Annotated in this window: 15 protein-coding genes and 1 rRNA gene; 8 read left to right on the forward strand and 8 right to left on the reverse strand. The window is 74.1% G+C overall.

Annotated features, from left to right (window positions below):
- The 3 genes from rrf to ABTY61_RS11300 all read left to right on the forward strand — a co-directional run.
- Positions 1–83, forward strand: a 5S ribosomal RNA gene (gene rrf / locus ABTY61_RS11290); the annotation flags it as partial.
- A gap of 173 nt (positions 84–256) precedes the next feature.
- Positions 257–664, forward strand: a complete 408-nt coding sequence (locus ABTY61_RS11295; protein WP_350504717.1) for a YciI family protein — start codon at positions 257–259, stop codon at positions 662–664.
- An 8-nt stretch (positions 665–672) separates the two neighbouring features.
- On the forward strand, positions 673–1,830 hold the full coding sequence (locus ABTY61_RS11300; protein WP_350504905.1) for an RNA polymerase sigma factor: 1,158 nt from the start codon (positions 673–675) through the stop codon (positions 1,828–1,830).
- 85 nt (positions 1,831–1,915) lie between these two features.
- On the opposite strand, the gene ABTY61_RS11305 is transcribed toward ABTY61_RS11300, so the two are convergent.
- From ABTY61_RS11305 to ABTY61_RS11325, 5 genes are all read right to left on the reverse strand, one after another.
- Positions 1,916–3,226, reverse strand: a complete 1,311-nt coding sequence (locus tag ABTY61_RS11305; protein ID WP_350504718.1) for a DUF58 domain-containing protein — start codon at positions 3,224–3,226, stop codon at positions 1,916–1,918.
- A gap of 62 nt (positions 3,227–3,288) precedes the next feature.
- Positions 3,289–4,269, reverse strand: coding sequence for an AAA family ATPase (locus tag ABTY61_RS11310; protein WP_350504906.1), 981 nt, complete (start codon positions 4,267–4,269; stop codon positions 3,289–3,291).
- Between the two features lie 26 nt (positions 4,270–4,295).
- Positions 4,296–5,513 carry a DUF4350 domain-containing protein gene (locus ABTY61_RS11315; RefSeq protein ID WP_350504719.1) on the reverse strand — a complete coding sequence of 406 codons (1,218 nt, stop codon included), beginning with the start codon at positions 5,511–5,513 and terminating at the stop codon, positions 4,296–4,298.
- A complete protein-coding gene (locus ABTY61_RS11320; protein WP_350504720.1) occupies positions 5,510–6,211 on the reverse strand; it encodes a DUF4129 domain-containing protein in 702 nt (233 codons plus the stop codon). Before ABTY61_RS11320 ends, ABTY61_RS11315 begins: the two co-directional genes overlap by 4 nt.
- 5 nt (positions 6,212–6,216) lie before the next feature.
- Entirely contained in the window at positions 6,217–7,377 is a 1,161-nt protein-coding gene (locus ABTY61_RS11325) for a DUF7847 domain-containing protein (RefSeq protein ID WP_350504721.1), read from the reverse strand.
- Between the two features lie 286 nt (positions 7,378–7,663).
- Between ABTY61_RS11325 and mtrA the strand changes: the two genes are divergently transcribed.
- The 3 genes from mtrA (at position 7,664) to ABTY61_RS11340 (ending at position 12,300) form a co-directional block, all read left to right on the forward strand.
- On the forward strand, positions 7,664–8,341 hold the full coding sequence (gene mtrA, locus ABTY61_RS11330; protein ID WP_030283937.1) for an MtrAB system response regulator MtrA: 678 nt from the start codon (positions 7,664–7,666) through the stop codon (positions 8,339–8,341).
- 124 nt (positions 8,342–8,465) lie between these two features.
- Positions 8,466–10,448, forward strand: a complete 1,983-nt coding sequence (mtrB, locus tag ABTY61_RS11335; protein ID WP_350504907.1) for an MtrAB system histidine kinase MtrB — start codon at positions 8,466–8,468, stop codon at positions 10,446–10,448.
- Positions 10,449–10,464: 16 nt separating this feature from the next.
- Complete coding sequence (locus ABTY61_RS11340; RefSeq protein WP_350504722.1) at positions 10,465–12,300, forward strand: LpqB family beta-propeller domain-containing protein; 1,836 nt, start codon at positions 10,465–10,467, stop codon at positions 12,298–12,300.
- Positions 12,301–12,346: 46 nt separating this feature from the next.
- Here ABTY61_RS11340 and ABTY61_RS11345 read toward each other — a convergent pair whose 3' ends face one another.
- On the reverse strand, positions 12,347–13,069 hold the full coding sequence (locus ABTY61_RS11345; RefSeq protein WP_350504723.1) for a ComF family protein: 723 nt from the start codon (positions 13,067–13,069) through the stop codon (positions 12,347–12,349).
- 379 nt (positions 13,070–13,448) lie between these two features.
- On the opposite strand from ABTY61_RS11345, the gene hpf reads away from it, so the two are divergent.
- Positions 13,449–14,144: a ribosome hibernation-promoting factor, HPF/YfiA family gene (gene hpf / locus ABTY61_RS11350; RefSeq protein ID WP_350504724.1), complete on the forward strand. Its 696-nt coding sequence runs from the start codon at positions 13,449–13,451 to the stop codon at positions 14,142–14,144.
- 348 nt (positions 14,145–14,492) lie between these two features.
- Positions 14,493–15,251: a response regulator gene (locus tag ABTY61_RS11355; protein ID WP_375882957.1), complete on the forward strand. Its 759-nt coding sequence runs from the start codon at positions 14,493–14,495 to the stop codon at positions 15,249–15,251.
- A gap of 18 nt (positions 15,252–15,269) precedes the next feature.
- On the opposite strand, the gene ABTY61_RS11360 is transcribed toward ABTY61_RS11355, so the two are convergent.
- On the reverse strand, positions 15,270–16,475 hold the full coding sequence (locus tag ABTY61_RS11360; protein ID WP_350504725.1) for a winged helix-turn-helix domain-containing protein: 1,206 nt from the start codon (positions 16,473–16,475) through the stop codon (positions 15,270–15,272).
- A 112-nt stretch (positions 16,476–16,587) separates the two neighbouring features.
- Positions 16,588–17,145: a GNAT family N-acetyltransferase gene (locus ABTY61_RS11365; protein ID WP_350504726.1), complete on the reverse strand. Its 558-nt coding sequence runs from the start codon at positions 17,143–17,145 to the stop codon at positions 16,588–16,590.
- Positions 17,146–17,262: the final 117 nt, after the last annotated feature.

Here is a 17,262-nt window from a genome sequence, read left to right on the forward strand (position 1 = left end):
ACATTCCGAACCCGGAAGCTAAGCCTCACAGCGCCGATGGTACTGCAGGGGGGACCCTGTGGGAGAGTAGGACGCCGCCGAACAATCATTCAGAAGAACCCCCATCCGGATTCCGGATGGGGGTTCTTCGCGTTTCCGGGGCGTCCGAAGAATCTCCGAAAAATCTTGGCCGGTCGTGTCGAGAACCCGTGGCCGACTCCGTCCCAGGGGTGAGCGCGGCCACAATGGGCTGCACGAGCTCCGAAGGAGAAGCACGATGGCCAAGTACCTGCTGCTCAAGCACTACCGAGGCGCCCCGACCCCGGTCAACTGCGCGCCGATGGACCAGTGGACGCCGGAGGAGGTCACGGCGCACATCAAGTTCATGCAGGACTTCGCGGCCCGGTTGGAGCAGACCGGTGAGTTCGTCGACGCCCAGGCGGTCGCGCCCGAGGGGACGTGGGTCCGCTACGACGGCGAGGGGCGCCCGCCGGTGACGGACGGTCCGTTCGCGGAGACCAAGGACCTCATCGCCGGCTGGATGGTGATCGACGTGGACAGCCACGAGCGCGCCGTCGAGCTGGCCGGCGAGCTGTCGGCGGCCCCTGGTGCCGGCGGCAAGCCGATCCACGAGTGGCTGGAGCTGCGTCCGTTCCTGGCCATGCCACCGACCATCACGGAGTGACCTCCCCGATGAACGAGGCCCTGATCCGAAGCCTCACCCCGGGTGTGCTGGGTGTCCTCGTCCGCCGCGGAGCCGACTTCGCGGCGGCCGAGGACGCCGTGCAGGAGGCACTGGTGGAGGCGCTCCGCGGCTGGCGGAGCGATCCGCCGCGGGACCCCAAGGGCTGGCTGGTCACCGTCGCCTGGCGGAAGTTCCTCGACGCGACCCGGGCGGACACCGCCCGGCGACGCCGGGAGGACCTGGTCGACCAGGAGCCGGAGCCCGGCCCTGCGGCCTCGGTGGACGACACCCTGCAGCTCTACTTCCTGTGCGCCCACCCGTCGTTGACGCCGTCGTCGGCGGTGGCGCTCACCCTGCGCGCGCTCGGCGGGCTGACCACCCGGCAGATCGCCCAGGCCTACCTGGTGCCCGAGGCGACCATGGCGCAGCGGATCAGCCGGGCCAAGCGGACCGTCTCGGCGGTCCGGCTCGATCAGCCGGGGGACGTCGCCACCGTGCTGCGGGTCCTCTACCTGGTGTTCAACGAGGGCTACTCCGGGGACGTCGACCTCGCTGCCGAGGCGATCCGGCTGACCCGGCAACTGGCGACGGCGATCGACCACCCCGAGGTGTCGGGGCTGCTGGCGCTGATGCTGCTGCACCACGCCCGGCGGGCGGGCCGGACCGGCCCCGACGGCCGTCTGGTGCCGCTCGCGCAGCAGGACCGGGGCCGCTGGGACACCGGGTTGATCGCGGAGGGCGTCGGCATCCTTCAGAAGGCCCTGGCCCGGGACCGGTTGGGCGAATTCCAGGCCCAGGCGGCCATCGCGGCGTTGCACGCGGACGCGCCCAGCGCGCGGGAGACCGACTGGGTGCAGATCGTCGAGTGGTACGACGAGTTGGTGCGGCTGACGGACAGTCCGGTGGTGCGGCTGAACCGTGCGGTGGCGGTCGGTGAGGCGGACGGGCCGCGGGCCGGGCTGGCGGCGCTCGGGGAGCTGGACGAGGCGCTGCCCCGGTACGCGGCCGCAGCCGCGTACCTCCACGAGCGCGACGGGGACGTGGTGGCGGCGGCGCGACTCTACGTAGAGGCGGCCCGCCGGGCGTCCAACCTGGCCGAGCGCGACCACCTGACGCGTCAGGCCGCCCGGCTCAACGCCCGGCTGAACACCCGCCGCGACGGCTGACCCGAACCGTTCGATCCGCAACCGTTCGATCCGCGACCGTTGAGCCGGGTCCGTGGGCCCGAGCCGTCGACCCGCCGGGCCCGGTTCAGAGCCGTCCGGCCGCCTTCAGCGCCAGGTAGGCGTCCGCCAGTGCGGGGGCGATCCGGGCGGGCGGGGCGTCGAGGACAGTGACACCGCTGCGGGTGAGCCGGTCGGCGGTGTGGCGGCGGTCCGCGCGGGTCTGTTCGGCGGCGGCGGCGCCGTAGACGGCCTCCACGGTGCCGCGGCCGGCGGCCAGCACGTCCAGGTGCGGGTCGGCGACGGAGGCGAGGACGACCTCGTGGCGCTTGGTGAGCAGCGGCAGCAGCGGGCGCAGGCCGTCCTCGACGGGGGCCGCGTCGAGGCCGGTGAACAGGACGATGAGCGAGCGGTGCGGTGCCATCTTGAGCGCCGTGGAGACCAGGGAGCGCATGTCGGTCTCGTGCAGCGCGGGCTCCAGCAGGGCCATCGCGTTGGTGAAGGACGGCAGGATCTCGTTGGCGGAGCTGCCGATGACCGCGGCGCGCTTGTGGGCGTCGTGGGCGAGCAGGTCGACCCGGTCGCCCGCGCGGGTGGCGAGTGCGGTGAGCAGCAGGGCGGCGTCGAGGGCGGCGTCCAGGCGGGGGGCGTCACCGACCCGGCCGGCCGAGGTGCGGCCGGTGTCGAGGACGACGAGGATGTGCCGGTCGCGTTCGGGGCGCCAGGTGCGGACGGCGACGGTGTTGCGGCGGGCGCTGGCGCGCCAGTCGATGGAGCGGACGTCGTCGCCGGGCAGGTACTCCCGCAGCGAGTCGAACTCGGTGCCCTGGCCGCGGGTCAGCACCGAGGTGCGGCCGTCGAGTTCGCGCAGACGGGCGAGCCGGGAGGGCAGGTGCTTGCGGCTGTTGAACGGGGGGAGGGCGCGGACCGTCCAGGGGACGTGGTGGGAGCCCTGACGGCCGGCCAGGCCGAGCGGGCCGAGCGAGCGGACCGTCACCCGGTGGGCGTGGTGGTCGCCGCGGCGGCCCGGGGTGAGCACGGTGACGACTCGGCGCCGTTCGCCGCCGGGGACGTCGAGGGTGTGCCGGGAGGCGGTCTCGGCGGTGCCGTCCCGCCAGGCGGAGGGGGCCCAGGCGTCGCGGACCAGGGCCCGGAGCGGTCGTCCGGAGGTGTTGGTGACGGTCAGTTCGACCGAGGCCGTGTCGCCGAGCCGGACGGTGGTGTCGCCGTCCCGGGCGAGCCGCAGGCTGCGGACGGGGGCGGCGAGCACCAGGTCGACCAGGGCGCCGAGCAGGACCGCGCCGGTGACGGCCCCGATCCCGGTCCAGGAGGGCAGCAGGAGGCCCACGAAGAGCGCGCCGAGCGCGGCGATCAGGGCGGTTCGCCCGGTGAGGGCCATGCGGGTGCGCTCCTTCGGAAGCCCGGTGTGTTCGAGGACCCGGTACGCCTACCGGTGGTGGATCAGCGGGGGGCGGGCGTCTGGGCGAGGACGGCCTGGATGACGGAGTCGGCGGTGACGCCCTCCATCTCGGCCTCGGCGCGCAGCGCGACGCGGTGCCGCAGGGTGGGCAGGGCGAGGGCCTTGACGTCGTCCGGGGTGACGTAGTCCCGTCCGGCCAGCCAGGCCCAGGCGCGGGAGGCGGCGAGCAGCGCGGTGGCACCGCGCGGGGAGACGCCGATGGACAGGGACGGGGACTGCCGGGTGGCCCGGCAGAGGTCGACGATGTAGGCGAGGATCTCGGGCGCGACGGTGAGCCTGGCGATCTGCTCGCGGGCGGCGGCGACGTGCTCGGGCCCGGCGACCGGGCGGACGCCGGCGGCGGCGAGGTCCTTGGGGTCGAAGCCGGAGGCGTGCCGGGACAGGACCTGGAACTCCTGGTCGCGGTCGGGCAGCGGCAGGATCAGCTTGAGCAGGAAGCGGTCCAGCTGGGCCTCGGGCAGCGGGTAGGTGCCTTCGTACTCGACCGGGTTCTGGGTCGCGGCGACCAGGAACGGGACGGGCAGCGCGCGCGGTTCGCCGTCGACGGTGACCTGCCGCTCCTCCATGGCCTCCAGCAGGGCGGCCTGGGTCTTGGGCGGGGTGCGGTTGATCTCGTCGGCGAGCAGCAGGTTGGTGAAGACCGGGCCGGGCTGGAAGGAGAACTCGGCGGTGCGGGCGTCGTAGACGAGCGAGCCGGTGACGTCGCCGGGCATCAGGTCGGGGGTGAACTGGATGCGCTTGGTCTCCAGGCTGAGCGCCGTGGACAGGGTGCGGACCAGCAGGGTCTTGGCGACGCCGGGGACGCCCTCCAGCAGCACGTGGCCGCCGCAGAGCAGTGCCACCACCAGGCCGGTGACGGCGGCGTCCTGGCCGACCACGGCCTTGCCGATCTCGGCGCGCAGGGCGGTCAGCGCCGCCCGGGGGTCGGTGACGGGGGTAGCGGGTTCCGTGCCGGGGGTGATGCGGAGCTGGGCGGTTGCCTGTTCGGTCACGGGTTCCGTACCTGCCTTTCGAGGGCGTCGAGGTCGTCGGCGAGCCGCAGCAGCGCGGCGTCGTCGGTCGGGGGCGGGCCGTAGAGCAGGGCCCGGACGTCCCCGGCGGGTCGTTCGGGAAGGCGGCCGGCGACGGCCGCGCAGAGCGCCTCCGGGTCGGGGCCGCCGGCCTGGACCGGGAGGCCCAGCGCGGGGGCCAGGCGGTGGGCGGCGGCGCGGCGCAGGGCCTCGGCGGCACGGCCGTGGGCCTTGGCCCGCCGGTAGAGGCGGGCGCGGCCCTCGGTGGTCTCGGCGGCGCGGACCACCACGGGCAGGTTCTCGCTGACCACCGGGCCGAGCCGGCGGGCGCGCCAGAGGGCGGCGAGCCCGGTGGCGACGGCGAGCTGGTAGAAGGCCCAGTGCCAGCCCGCCGGGATGTAGTCGTCGAAGGTCTTGCGCTGGGTGCCCTCGGCGACCGGCGCGGAGTAGTCGGGCAGGTGCCAGGTGAGCCGGGGCTGCGAGCCGAGCAGGCCGAGTGCGAGCGACGCGTTCCCGTCGTCGGCGAGGTGGCCGTTCTGCAGGAACTGCCCGCTGCCGACCACGATGACGTCGCCGCTCCCGCTGGGGGTGCTGACCAGCGGGTAGCCGTGGCTGTGCGAGTAGCAGCCGTCGCCGCGGCTGCCGCTGGTGTAGAGCGTGCCGCCCATCGAGGCGGTGCCGGCCCGGACGGCCTCGGGCAGCGCGCAGCTCGGGTGGGTGCTGCGGATGCTCGCGTACGGGACGCCGCCGACCTCGTCGGAGGTGCGGATGCCGGGGGCGAGCGCGCCGAGCGCGGCCGGGCCCGGGTTGATCAGGACCAGCCGCTGGTGCCGGGCGGCGGCGACGGCGCGCAGCTCGGCCGGGCTGAGCAGGTCGGGTTCGGGCAGCACCAGGGTGTCGGCGCCGTTCGCGGCGGTCGTGGGGTCGGTGCTGAGCGCGGTCCTGACGCCTTGGCCCTCAAGCAGCGCGACCACGGCGTGGGCGCCGTCGGCGTCGTACGAGCGCGGGTCCATCGGCGGGTAGCGGTGGTCGGTGTTGAGGACGGCGATGCCGACGGCGGCGACCAGGAGGACGGCGAGGACGACCAGGTACCAGCGGGCCCGGCGGACGAGTCCGCGCCCGGTGGGGGCGAGACTGGTCGGTGCGGCGTCGGCGGCGGGTCGGTCGGCGGGGGGAGCCGGGGCGGTGCCGGTCATGCCGCTCCTCCCGGGGTCGGGGTCGGTGCCGGGGCGGCGGCCGCGGCGGAGGCGAGCACCGGGCGGCTGCGTTCCAGGGTCCGGTCGAGGTCCAGCAGCAGCCGGTACGCGGCCTGGTCGGCGGTGCGCTCGCCGTAGGCGATGTCGTCGAAGGTGCGGGCGGCCGCGGTCAGCGCGGCGGCGTGCTCGGGCAGGGCCCGGCCGGCTTCGGCGGCGGCCTCGTCGGCGGTGCGGCCGGGGCGGGTGTCGAGCAGGGTGCGCTCCTCCAGGGCCCGGACCAGCGCGCGCATCTGCTCGCGGACGGCCTCGGTCCAGCGTCCGGCGGCGGCGTGCCCGGCGGCGTCGGCGCGGTACTGCGCGGCGCTGCGGGGGCCGTCGGTGCCGTACACGCCGTAGTCGGTGCGGGCGGCGCGCTTGGGCGCGCCGAGGCGCCACCAGACGGCGGCGGCGATCACCACGGCGACGAGCAGGAAGAGCACCAGCCCGGTGGTGCCGTCGGTGCCCCCGGCGGAGACGCTGCCCAGGGCGCGGTCGATGTGGTCCCAGATCCAGTCGACGACGCGTTCCAGGACGGTCGGGTCGTTCTTGTGGTAGTCGGCCTTCAGCAGCTCGTCGCGGGCGGCGTCACGGGCCGGGTCACGGGGAACCGTGACCGGGGCGCCGCCGGCGGCGAGGAGCCTGTCCCCCCAGGTGGGCATCCGGTTCAGTGCCTCGCCGTGGTCCGGTCGGCGGCTTGGCCGCTCCAGCCGGTGCCGCCCTGTTCGGGCAGTCCGGCGGCGCGGGCGAGCTCGATGTCCAGGGCCTCGCGGCGGATCCGCTGGTCGATGTAGACCAGCACGCCGACGGCGGCCAGGAACGGGGTGGTCAGGGCGGAGGCGATGATCCCGGCGACCGCGGTGAGCACCATCATGCCGATGGACTCGTGGCCGGAGTCGCCGAGGCGGTCCATGGTGCCGAAGCCGAGCACCAGGCCGAGGAAGCGGAACGGGATGAGCAGGGTCGCCCCGACGATCACGGCGAGGATCCGGCTCAGCACCAGGACGACGGCGCAGACCCGCCACCAGGAGCCGCGGACCAGCCGCCGCGAGCGGGACAGCGCCGCCATCACGCCCTGCTTCTCCAGCATCAGCGCGGGGGCGGCCAGGCTGTAGCGGACCAGCAGCCAGAGGCCGACCGGGACGGTCAGCACGCCGACCAGGAACAGCAGGCCCGCGGTGCCGGGCGTGCCGGCGCCGCCGGCGGTGTAGCCGATCAGCGGGGTGAAGCCGAGCAGCACCACGCCGACGCTCATCAGGGTGGTGAGCACGGTGAGCCCGAGCAGCTGCAGCAGCCGGGGACGGGCGTCGCGCCAGGCGTCGCCGGCCGTCACCGGACGGCCGAGGACGGCGCGGCTGACCACGATGGTGAGCAGTGCCACGGCGAGCGCGTCGAGCAGCAGCGTCAGCGGCATGGTGGCGAGCAGGGTGAGCAGCTGGGTGGAGGCGCCGGTGCGGCCCTTGACCAGGAGCTTGGCGACGAAGGCGCCGGCCTGGTCGAGGACGGCGATGCCGAGCGAGAGGGTGAGCGCGGTGCGCCAGTGCCGGCGGACGGTGGTGACGGCTCCGTCGAGCAGTTCGCCGACGCTGAGCGGGCGCAGCGGGATGACGCCGGGCCGGGGGCTGCGTGCGGCCTCCCAGCCGTACGGGCCCTGACCGGAGGGCTGGGTGCCGCGGTCGGGCTGTCCGTACTGGGCGCCCGGTGCGGGGGTGGCCTGAGGGGGTGCCGACGGCCCGGGCACGGCGGCGGGCGCGTCGGCCGGGGGCCGGGCGCCGTCGCGGGGCGGCTCGGACGAGCTGGGCGAGGCCCAGCCCGGAGTGTCGGTCATCACTGCTCCTCGGAGGGGCGTCCTGGGCGCGGCTCCGGGCGATCTTTCGCCCGCGCGCAGCGCCCATCGTGCCATGGGGCCCGGAGACGCCCCAGGGGTATCCGGTTGCTGATCGGCAACGGGGCCCGCCGGGGGGTCGGACGGCGGGTTCCGGACTGTTCGGAGGTGCTCTGACGAGGGCTATTCGCCCGGTATGGCCGGAATTCGACGGCGGGGGACTTGGCCGTTGTGGCGCATTGGCACTGCTGTGCGGCAGGTCACAATCCGGTAATGAGAAGATGGACCCATGAAGGGACGCGTCCTCGTCGTTGATGACGACTCCGCACTGGCCGAGATGCTCGGCATCGTGTTGCGTGGTGAGGGTTTTGAGCCGTTTTTCGTCGCGGATGGGGACAAGGCGCTAGCCGCGTTCCGGGAGAGCAAGCCCGACCTGGTCCTGCTGGACCTGATGCTGCCCGGCCGGGACGGCATCGACGTGTGCCGGCAGATCCGGGCCGAGTCCGGTGTGCCGATCGTCATGCTGACCGCCAAGACCGACACGGTCGACGTGGTGGTGGGCCTGGAGTCCGGCGCCGACGACTACGTCACCAAGCCGTTCAAGCCCAAGGAGCTGGTGGCCCGGGTGCGGGCGCGGCTGCGCCGTGCCGAGGAGCCGACGCCCGAGCAGCTGACCATCGGCGACCTGGTGATCGACGTGGCCGGCCACTCGGTGAAGCGGGACGGGCGGAGCATCCCGCTGACCCCGCTGGAGTTCGACCTGCTGGTCGCGCTGGCCCGCAAGCCCTGGCAGGTGTTCACCCGCGAGGTGCTGCTGGAGCAGGTCTGGGGCTACCGCCACGCTGCGGACACCCGCCTGGTCAACGTCCACGTGCAGCGCCTCCGCTCCAAGATCGAGAAGGACCCGGAGCGCCCCGAGATCGTGGTGACCGTCCGCGGCGTCGGCTACAAGGCCGGACCCAGCTGACGTGACGGACCGGGCTGAGGACACCCCGTCGGGTTCCGCGACCGACGGGGCGGGGGCCGTGCGCGGGGACGTGCTGAGTTCGACCACCCGCCGCCGCCGCGGCCCGTCCGGAGTCTTCGGCCTGATGAAACGCCAGCTCAAGCGCCCGGCGCGCCGGGTGACCGCGCTCTACCGCCGGTCGATCCAGCTGCGCGTGGTCGCAGTGTCCCTGTTGGCGTCCATCGCGGTGGTCCTGGTGCTGGGCGTGGTCGTGGTGGCGCAGGTGCGCACCGGCCTGCTCGACACCAAGATCGACGCGGCCCGGGCGCAGGCCCGGATCGGCTTCCAGGTCGAGCAGAAGAAGATCGACGAGGCCCGGGACCAGGCCCTGCGCGGCGCCGTCGACCCGACCACCGGGGAGACCGGCACCTGGCTGCTGCGCCAGGTCAACGACCTCGCCGCGAGTGGGCAGACGGTCTACTCGGTGATCGCGATGGCCCCGGGCACCGGGACGGTCGTCCCGGACAGCGCCGGCTTCGCCCCGCGCTACTCGGGCGACATCCAGCCCAGCAGCGTCCCGGACAGCCTGCGCGCCAAGCTCGTCGACGAGCCCGGCCAGATGTTCGACCAGCCGACCCGGATCCACCGCTCGCCCGAGGGCGGCGGCAAGAGCGAGCCCGGACTGGCCCTCGGCATGCAGTTCGTCGGCCCCGCCAACACCGGCTACCAGCTGTTCTACGTGTTCTCCTTCGGCCAGGAGACCGACACCCTCAACCTGATCACCGGCACCCTGGCGACCGCCGGCGTGTTCGTGGTGATCCTGATGGGCGGCATCGCCTGGGTCGTGGTGCGCCAGGTGGTCACCCCGGTCCGGATGGCCGCCGGAATCTCCGAGCGGCTCGCCGACGGGCACCTGGAAGAGCGGATGAAGGTGACCGGGACGGACGACATCGCCCGCCTCGGGGAGTCGTTCAACCGGATGGCCAACGCCCTCCAGGCGCAGATCCGCCAGCTGGAGGAACTGTCCCGGGTGCAGCGCCGCTTCGTCTCGGACGTCTCGCACGAGCTGCGCACCCCGCTGACCACGGTCCGGATGGCCGCCGACCTGATCTACGACAGCCGCGAGGACCTGGACCCGATGGCGGCCCGCTCGGCCGAGCTGCTGCAGGGCCAGCTGGACCGCTTCGAGTCGCTGCTGGCCGACCTGCTGGAGATCAGCCGCTTCGACGCCGGCGCCGCCGTCCTGGACGCCGAGCCGGTCGACCTGCGCGAGATCGTGGCCCGGGTGGTGGAGGCCGCCGACCCGCTGGCCGACGCCAAGGGCAGCACCGTGGTGATCCGCGGCGACGGCGAGCCGGTGCTCGCCGAGGTGGACTCCCGCCGGATCGAGCGGATCCTGCGCAACCTGGTGGTCAACGCGCTGGAGCACGGCGAGGGCCGCGACGTGGTGGTCCGGCTGGGCTCGGCGGACGGCGCCGTCGCGGTCGGCGTGCGCGACTACGGCATCGGCCTCAAGCCGGGCGAGGCCTCCCGGGTGTTCCACCGCTTCTGGCGGGCGGACCCGTCCCGGGTGCGCACCACCGGCGGCACCGGCCTGGGCCTGTCCATCGCGGTCGAGGACGCCCACCTGCACGGCGGCTGGCTGCAGGCCTGGGGCGAGCCCGGCGGCGGCTCGCACTTCCGGCTCACCCTGCCGCGCACCCGCGGCGGGGAGATCAACCGGGCACCGTTCCGGCTGGAGCCGGAGGACTCGCGCAACAACCGGGGCCTGGGCGCGTACGGCACGCCGTACCGTCGGGCGATCGCCCCGGCCGGTTCGACGGCGATGACCGCCGCCGAGGAGCAGTCCGAGGCGCCTGAGGGCACCGGCAACGGGCTGGGCAGCGGGCTCGGCGGAGTGCTGAACATCGGCCCCGGACTGGGCCGGAGCCGGCTGCCGGAGGGGCCGCGCTCCGACCCCTCGGACGTGCGGACGGCGGGGGCCGGTTACGGCGTCATCGGCGCCCAGGTCATGGTGGACCCGACGCCCGGACGGCGGTCGGTGGCGCAGTGGACGGCGGAGCCGGACGTGACGGGTGGGACGGACCTGGAGGGGTCGCAGCGTGCGAAGGACGAGCAACAGGACTGACCGGCGGCTCGTGGCGGTGGCCGGCGCAGTGCTCGGCGCCCTGGCGGCGAGCGGCTGCGCGGCCATGCCGGACTCCGGCGGCATCACCAAGGTGGAGCTGTCCCAGGGCTCGGCCGACAAGAACCTGCAGGCCAGGGTCTTCCCGGTGGCGCCCGGCAAGGGCGCCAAGCCGCGTGAGCTGCTGACCGGGTTCCTGGACGCGGTGACCGCCGACGAGGGCTACGAGACCGCGCGCAAGTACCTCACCGAGCGCGCCTCGGCGAGCTGGAACCCGGACGCGAGCATCCAGGTGCTCTCGACCACGAAGATCCCGCTCGACCAGGTCGGCGATGCCGACACCACGTACTCCTCGACGGTGTCCGGGCAGCTGCTGGCCAAGGTCGACGAGCGCCACTCGTACTCGCTGGCGGTCGGGGCGCAGCCCACCAACGCGTTCGACTTCACCTTCGTCCGGGAGAAGGACGGCGAGTGGCGGATCGACTCCCTGCCGCCCGGCGTGATCATGAACGAGGCCAACTTCCGGAACAGCTTCCGGCAGGTCGAGCGGTTCTTCTACACCGCCCCGGACCCGTCCGCGCCGGCCCCCGGCAACGGCGGCCAGGAGGTGCTGATAGCCGACCCGATCTACCTGCGCCGCCGGGTCGACCCGCTGGCCTCGGCCGCCAAGGCGCTGGTCGGCGGGCCGTCGACCTGGCTCGCGCCGGTCGCGCGGACGGCCTTCCCGACCGGCACCACGGTCGACAAGGTGACCGTCGACGACAGCCGGATTGCCCATGTCCAGGTCGGCGGGGCCGACCTGGGCGATCCGGCGGCCTGCCGCCGGATGGCGACCCAGCTCTTCTACACCTTCGCCGACCAGGGCAAGGGCCAGGTCGAGCGGCTGGAACTGCGCGGTCAGCGGGGCTCCTGCACGGCCAGCCGCACCGACGACCCGGCCGTGGGCCCCGGCGCGCTGGCCGGTCGCTTCACCCCGCAGCAGTACTACCAGCGGGCCGACAACGGGGCGCTGATGGTGGCCGACGACGGTCACCCCGGCGACCCGGTCCCCGGGGTGCTCGGCAAGCCGCACGCGAACGGCGCGCCCGTGCTGGGCACCGTCGCCGTCAGCCGGGACGGCGCCCAGGCCGCCGCGCTCTCGGACGACGGCCACCAGCTCTACTCGGTGCCGCTGCAGGCCGGCGCGGTGACGATGCCCGAACCGGTGCTCAGCTCCCCGGTGAAGCCGGGCGTCAAGGACGACGGTTTCACCTCGCCCAGCTGGGACGGCCGCGGCGACCTCTGGGTGGTGGACCGCAACCCGCAGGGCCCGCGGGTGGTCATGGTGCGCGGAGGCAAGTCGTACACCGTGCCGGTGGACGGGCTGACCGGGCAGACGGTTCAGGCGTTGAAGCTCTCCTCGGACGGCACCCGGGTCGCCCTGGTGGTCAAGTCCCCAGGGGTGAGCGGCAGTTCACTGATGTTCGGCCGGGTCGAGCGCGGCGGAACGCCGCAGGCGCCGGCCATGCGGATCGCCGGCGCGCGCTCGGCTGCCCCCGCGCTCGTCGATGTCGCCTCGGTGTCCTGGTCGGATGCCGACCAGCTGCTGGTGCTCGGCAAGGAGCAGGACCGCCCCCAACAGCTGTACTACATCAGCACCGACGGCTCGCAGAGCACGGACGGTCAGCTGCAGACCGGCAACGGCCTGCCGCCCTCCCCGCAGTCGATCTCGACGGCGGAGACCCGCGGGTACCTCCTGGAGAAGCCCTACCCGGTGCTCGCGGTGGCCGCGGGCACCGTCTACCGGCTGGCCAACAGCCAGTGGCGGGAAGCCCAGTTGGTGGACAAGGCCCGCTCGTACTTCTACCCGGGCTGACCGCCGGACCGGCTGACGCGCCGCCGGGTGAGCTCCGGGGAGTGTTTCAGCCCGCCGGGTGCACGGCGGTGGCCGCGACGGTTGCGGCGGCCCGGGCCGGCAGCCCGGCGTCGGCCAGCGCCCGGGCCGCCTCGGCCAGGCTCGCCCCGGTGGTCACCAGGTCGTCCACCAGCACCGGTTGACGGCCGGCCAGGCCCCGGCGGGCGCGCGGCAGGACGGTGAGCGCGCCGTGCAGGTTGCGCCGCCGCTCGGCGGCGTTCAGCCCGGCCTGGTCGGCGACCGGACGGGCGTGCCGCAGCAGCGACGCGGCCCGGGCGTCCAGGCCGGCCCGGCGCAGCGAGCGGGCGGCTGCCCCGGCCAGCCGCAGCGTCGGGTCGTGGCCGCGGGCGCGCACCGCGGCCCGGGCCGAGGGCATCGGCACCAGCAGCAGCGGCGCGTCCCCGGCGCGGGCCCCCAGGGCGGAGCGCACCGCCCGTCCGAGCGCCTCCCCGAGCGGCGCGGCCAACCGCAGCGCGCCGCGTTCCTTGTGGGCGAGCAGCAGTTGCCGCACCGGGTCGGCGTACGGCGCGGCCGCGTGCGCCCAGGGCAGCAGGGTGGGGCCGGGCCGGGCGGCGGCCAGGGCGTGCCGGCAGGCCGGGCAGAGCTGGGTGCGTTCGGCGCCGCAGCCCGCGCAGTCCGCGGGGAGCAGGACGTCCAGCAGCCCGGCCAGTGCGTGGCCGAACGGTGTCCGTACGGACGGCGGACGGGCGGGGGAGGGGGACGGCGGCACGGCTGCTCCTGGCGGCGTCGGCACGGAGAGTCAGCAAAGGATGCGCCGTATGGGGGTCGTTGTCCAGGTATTTACCCATACTTCACTCGCTGGAGGGTAGACAGGGTGCAACAGCTTGACCGCCCACTCCCGGCGCCGCCCGCAGTATCGGGTCATACCCGCCCTCCCGCCCGGGGAGGCGAAAACCCCGTGTGAGGTGTTCGATAAGGCTCCAGGGGGTTTCAACCGTCCCTGTTGGGGAGGAAGTGAGATGAGGGCCAGTCGTTTCCGCCGCTGGCGGCGGAGCGGGGGGTCAGCAGTGGATGGGCTGGTCCAGCTGGAGCTCAGTCCGGTCCGGTAGCACCCGGATCGGCGTCAGCACGAGGGATCGGAGTTCTGCGTGGACATCGTCGTCAAGGGCCGCAAGACCGAGGTGCCCAAGAGGTTCCGCGAGCACGTGGCCGAGAAGCTGGAGAAGGTCCAGAAGTTCGACGGCAAGGTGATCAGCCTCGACGTCGAGGTGTCCAAGGAGCACAACCCGCGGCAGGCCGACCGGTCCGACCGCGTGGAGATCACTCTCCGTACCCGTGGCCCGGTGATCCGGGCCGAAGCCGCCGCCGGCGACCCGTACGCGGCGCTCGACCTGGCCTCGGCGAAGCTCGACGCGCAGCTGCGCAAGTCCGCGGACCGGCGTCGGGTGCACAAGGGCGGCGCGAACGGCCGCACCCCCATCAGCGTCGCCGAGGCGACCGCGGCCCTGGCCGCGCTGCCCGAGACCACGGCGCACGAGGGCGAGACCAACGGGGCCGTCCGCAAGACCATGATGGGATCCCTGGAAGTGGAGGGCGAAGGCCCGCTGGTGGTCCGGGAGAAGACGCACTCGGCCGCCCCCATGGCGCTGGACCAGGCGCTCTACGAGATGGAGCTGGTCGGCCACGACTTCTACCTGTTCGTGGAGAAGGACAGCGGCCTGCCGAGCGTCGTCTACCGTCGGCACGGCTACCACTACGGCGTCATCCACGTGCAGCCGGACATGGCGGCCGGCGTGGCCAGCGGCGCGGGCGGGGCGATCGGTCGGTCCGACGACGAGGACTGACCGTCCCGGGTGCCGACCTCCGGGCGGTGCGCGTCCCGGCGGTGAACGCCTCGAGTGCACGTCCCGGCGGTGAATGTCCCGAGTGAACGTCTCGAGTGAACGTTCAGGCAGTGAAGACGAGTGAAGACGGAGGGGTGACCCCGGCGGCAGCGGCCGCCGGGGTCACCGGCGTTTCGGGGCGTTCCTCGCGTTCCGGGCGGCAGCCGGTGGGACGGGTTCGAGCGGTGCGCGAGCCCGCCCGGCGCAGGGGTCACCCGATGCGGGGGAATCGGCGTCGGAGGGTGACCGCGGCGGTGGCGGGGCGTGGAATGATTGGGCGCACGTAGACCCGCGAAGGGGGAGGAGCGGATGGGGGATCACTTCGGGCTGGGGCCCGCTGGGGGACCGGTCACCGGATTGCCGCCGGGGCCGGAGGAGGAACCCGCGTATGCGCCGCGCCGGGGTGAGCCGATCCGCGTCCTGGTGGTGGACGACCACGCGTTGTTCCGCCGCGGGCTGGAGATCGTGCTGGCGGAGGAGCCGGACATCAAGGTCGTCGGTGAGGCCGGGGACGGCGCCGAGGCGGTGCTCAAGGCCGCCGACCTGCTGCCCGACATCATCCTGATGGACGTCCGGATGCCGCGCCGCAGCGGGATCGAGGCCTGCACGGCGATCAAGGACGTGGCGCCCAGCACCAAGATCATCATGCTGACGATAAGCGACGAGGAGGCCGACCTCTACGAGGCGATCAAGGCGGGGGCCACCGGCTACCTGCTCAAGGAGATCTCCACCGACGAGGTCGCCACCGCGATCCGGGCGGTCGCCGACGGACAGTCGCAGATCAGCCCGTCGATGGCCTCCAAGCTGCTCACCGAGTTCAAGTCGATGATCCAGCGGCGCTCCGACGACCGGGACCTCGTCCCGGCCCCCCGGCTCACCGACCGGGAGCTGGAGGTGCTGAAGCTGGTGGCGACCGGGATGAACAACCGGGAGATCGCCAAGGAGCTGTTCATCAGCGAGAACACCGTGAAGAACCACGTCCGCAACATCCTGGAGAAGCTCCAACTGCATTCCAGGATGGAGGCCGTGGTGTATGCGATGCGGGAGAAGATCCTCGAAATAGGGTGACCGGCGCCGGCCGCCGTCCTACAGCGCGAGGAGCTTCTCCAGGGCCGGGCGCAGCCGTTCGTCGTGCACTGCCTCGACCCGCACCCCGTCGCAGCCGACCCAGGCGGCCGCCTCGCGTAGGGCGGCGGCCAGGGCCTCGACCTGCCGGGCGGCGCCCCGGTCGTCGGTCAGCGAGACCTGCCGGGCGACCAGCGTGCGGCCCTCCCGGGCCGGGTCGACCCGGCCGATCAGTCGGCCGCCGGCCAGCAGCGGCATCGCGAAGTAGCCGTGCACCCGCTTGTGCTTGGGGGTGTAGGCCTCCAGTCGGTGCGTCATGCCGAAGATCCGCTCGGTGCGGGCGCGGTCCCAGACCAGCGAGTCGAACGGCGAGAGCAGCGTGGTGCGGTGGCGTCCGCGCGGGGCGGTGGCCAGGGCGGCCGGGTCGGCCCAGGCGGCGGCCCGGGTGCCGTCCGGGCCCCAGCCCGCCACCTCGACCGGGACCAGCCCGCTGTCGGCGAGCACCCGGTCCAAGTCCTCGGCGCGCAGCCGGTGGTAGTCCTGGAGGTCGGCCCGGGTGGCCACGCCGAGCGCGGACCCGGCCTGGGCCACCAGAGTGCGCAGGCATTCCTCGTCGGACCGGTCCGCGCCGAACAGGGCGTCGGGAACGGCCTGTTCGGCCAGTGCGTAGACCCGCTTCCAGCTCCGGCGGTCGGTGCAGACCACGTCGCCGAAGGCCAGCGCGCGTTCCACCGCGATCTTGGTGTCGGACCAGTCCCACCACTCGGCGGTGCGCTTGGCCCCGCCCAGCTCGGTGGCGGTCAACGGCCCCTCGGCGCGCAGCTTGTCGAGCACGGCCCGGTACGTCTCCGGCGAGACCTGGTGGCTCCAGAGGTTGCCGCGGTCGCGGTAGCGGCGGCGTCGGAAGGCGAACAGCGGCCACTCTTCGACCGGCAGGACGCAGGCCGCGTGCGACCAGTACTCGAAGGTGGTGCCCGCGCCCCAGTAGGCCGCCTCGACCGCCGGGCGGCCGACCGCGCCCAGCCGGGCGTAGGGCACCAGTTCGTGCGACCGGGCCAGCACCGAGATGGTGTCCAGCTGGACGGCGCCCAGGTGCCGCAGCACCCCGCGGACCCCGGCCCGGCGGTCGGGCGCGCCCAGCAGCCCCTGGGCGCGCAGGGCGATCCGGCGGGCGTCGTCGGCGCCCAGGACGGTGACGGGGGCGGGCCCGGCAGCGGCAGCGGTCATGCCGGCGAGCGTAGTCCGGGGGACTGACAGCGGGCCCGGGCCGGGGCGGGCCGGTACGCGCCGGTCCGGGTCGTCGGTGCGGGCCGTCCGCACAGGCCGTCGGCGTGAGCCGTCAGTCCAGGTCGGCGGGGAGCAGCGAGGCGACCCAGGCGTCGTGGAAGGTGCCGCGCTGCTCGGCGTACGACCGCAGCGTGCCCTCGTGGCGGTAGCCGACCCGCTCGGCGACCGCGCGCGAGCCTTCGTTGCCGACGTAGGCGAGCCACTGGAGGCGCCGCAGCCCGAGGTCGGTGAGTGCCCAGCGGGCGACCGCGCGGGCCGCCTCGACGGTGTAGCCGCGGCCGCGCTGCTCCTTCACCGTCCACCAGCCCACCGAGGCGGCGGCCGGGTCGCCCGCCTTGCGGGTGACCGCCTGGGCGCCGACCAGGCGGCCCGTCCCGCGTTCGACCACGCACCAGATGAACTCGGAGCCCTTGGCCACGCCCTGGGGTGCCAGGGTGCGGACGAAGAACTCCGCGTCCTCGCGGCGGTAGGGGACCGGGACGACCGTCCAGCGCTGGATCTCGGCGTCCTGGCAGGCCTCGAAGACCGCGTCGATGTCCGACTCCTGCGGGGCCCGCAGGACGAGGCGGTCGGTGGTGAGGGTGGCGAGTTCGCTCCGGGGCTCTTCCATGGGCGGATTATTTCCTCGCAGCGGGAATGAGGGCATCCGGATTCCGGGCCAACTCCCCGGCCCGTCGTCCTATTTGTCCGGGTGGACGGTGCTATCGGTCCATGTGCCCGCGCGGGT

The sequence above is a fragment of the Kitasatospora sp. NPDC096128 genome (assembly GCF_040303105.1).
In the GTDB taxonomy this organism is placed as follows: Bacteria; Actinomycetota; Actinomycetes; order Streptomycetales; family Streptomycetaceae; genus Kitasatospora.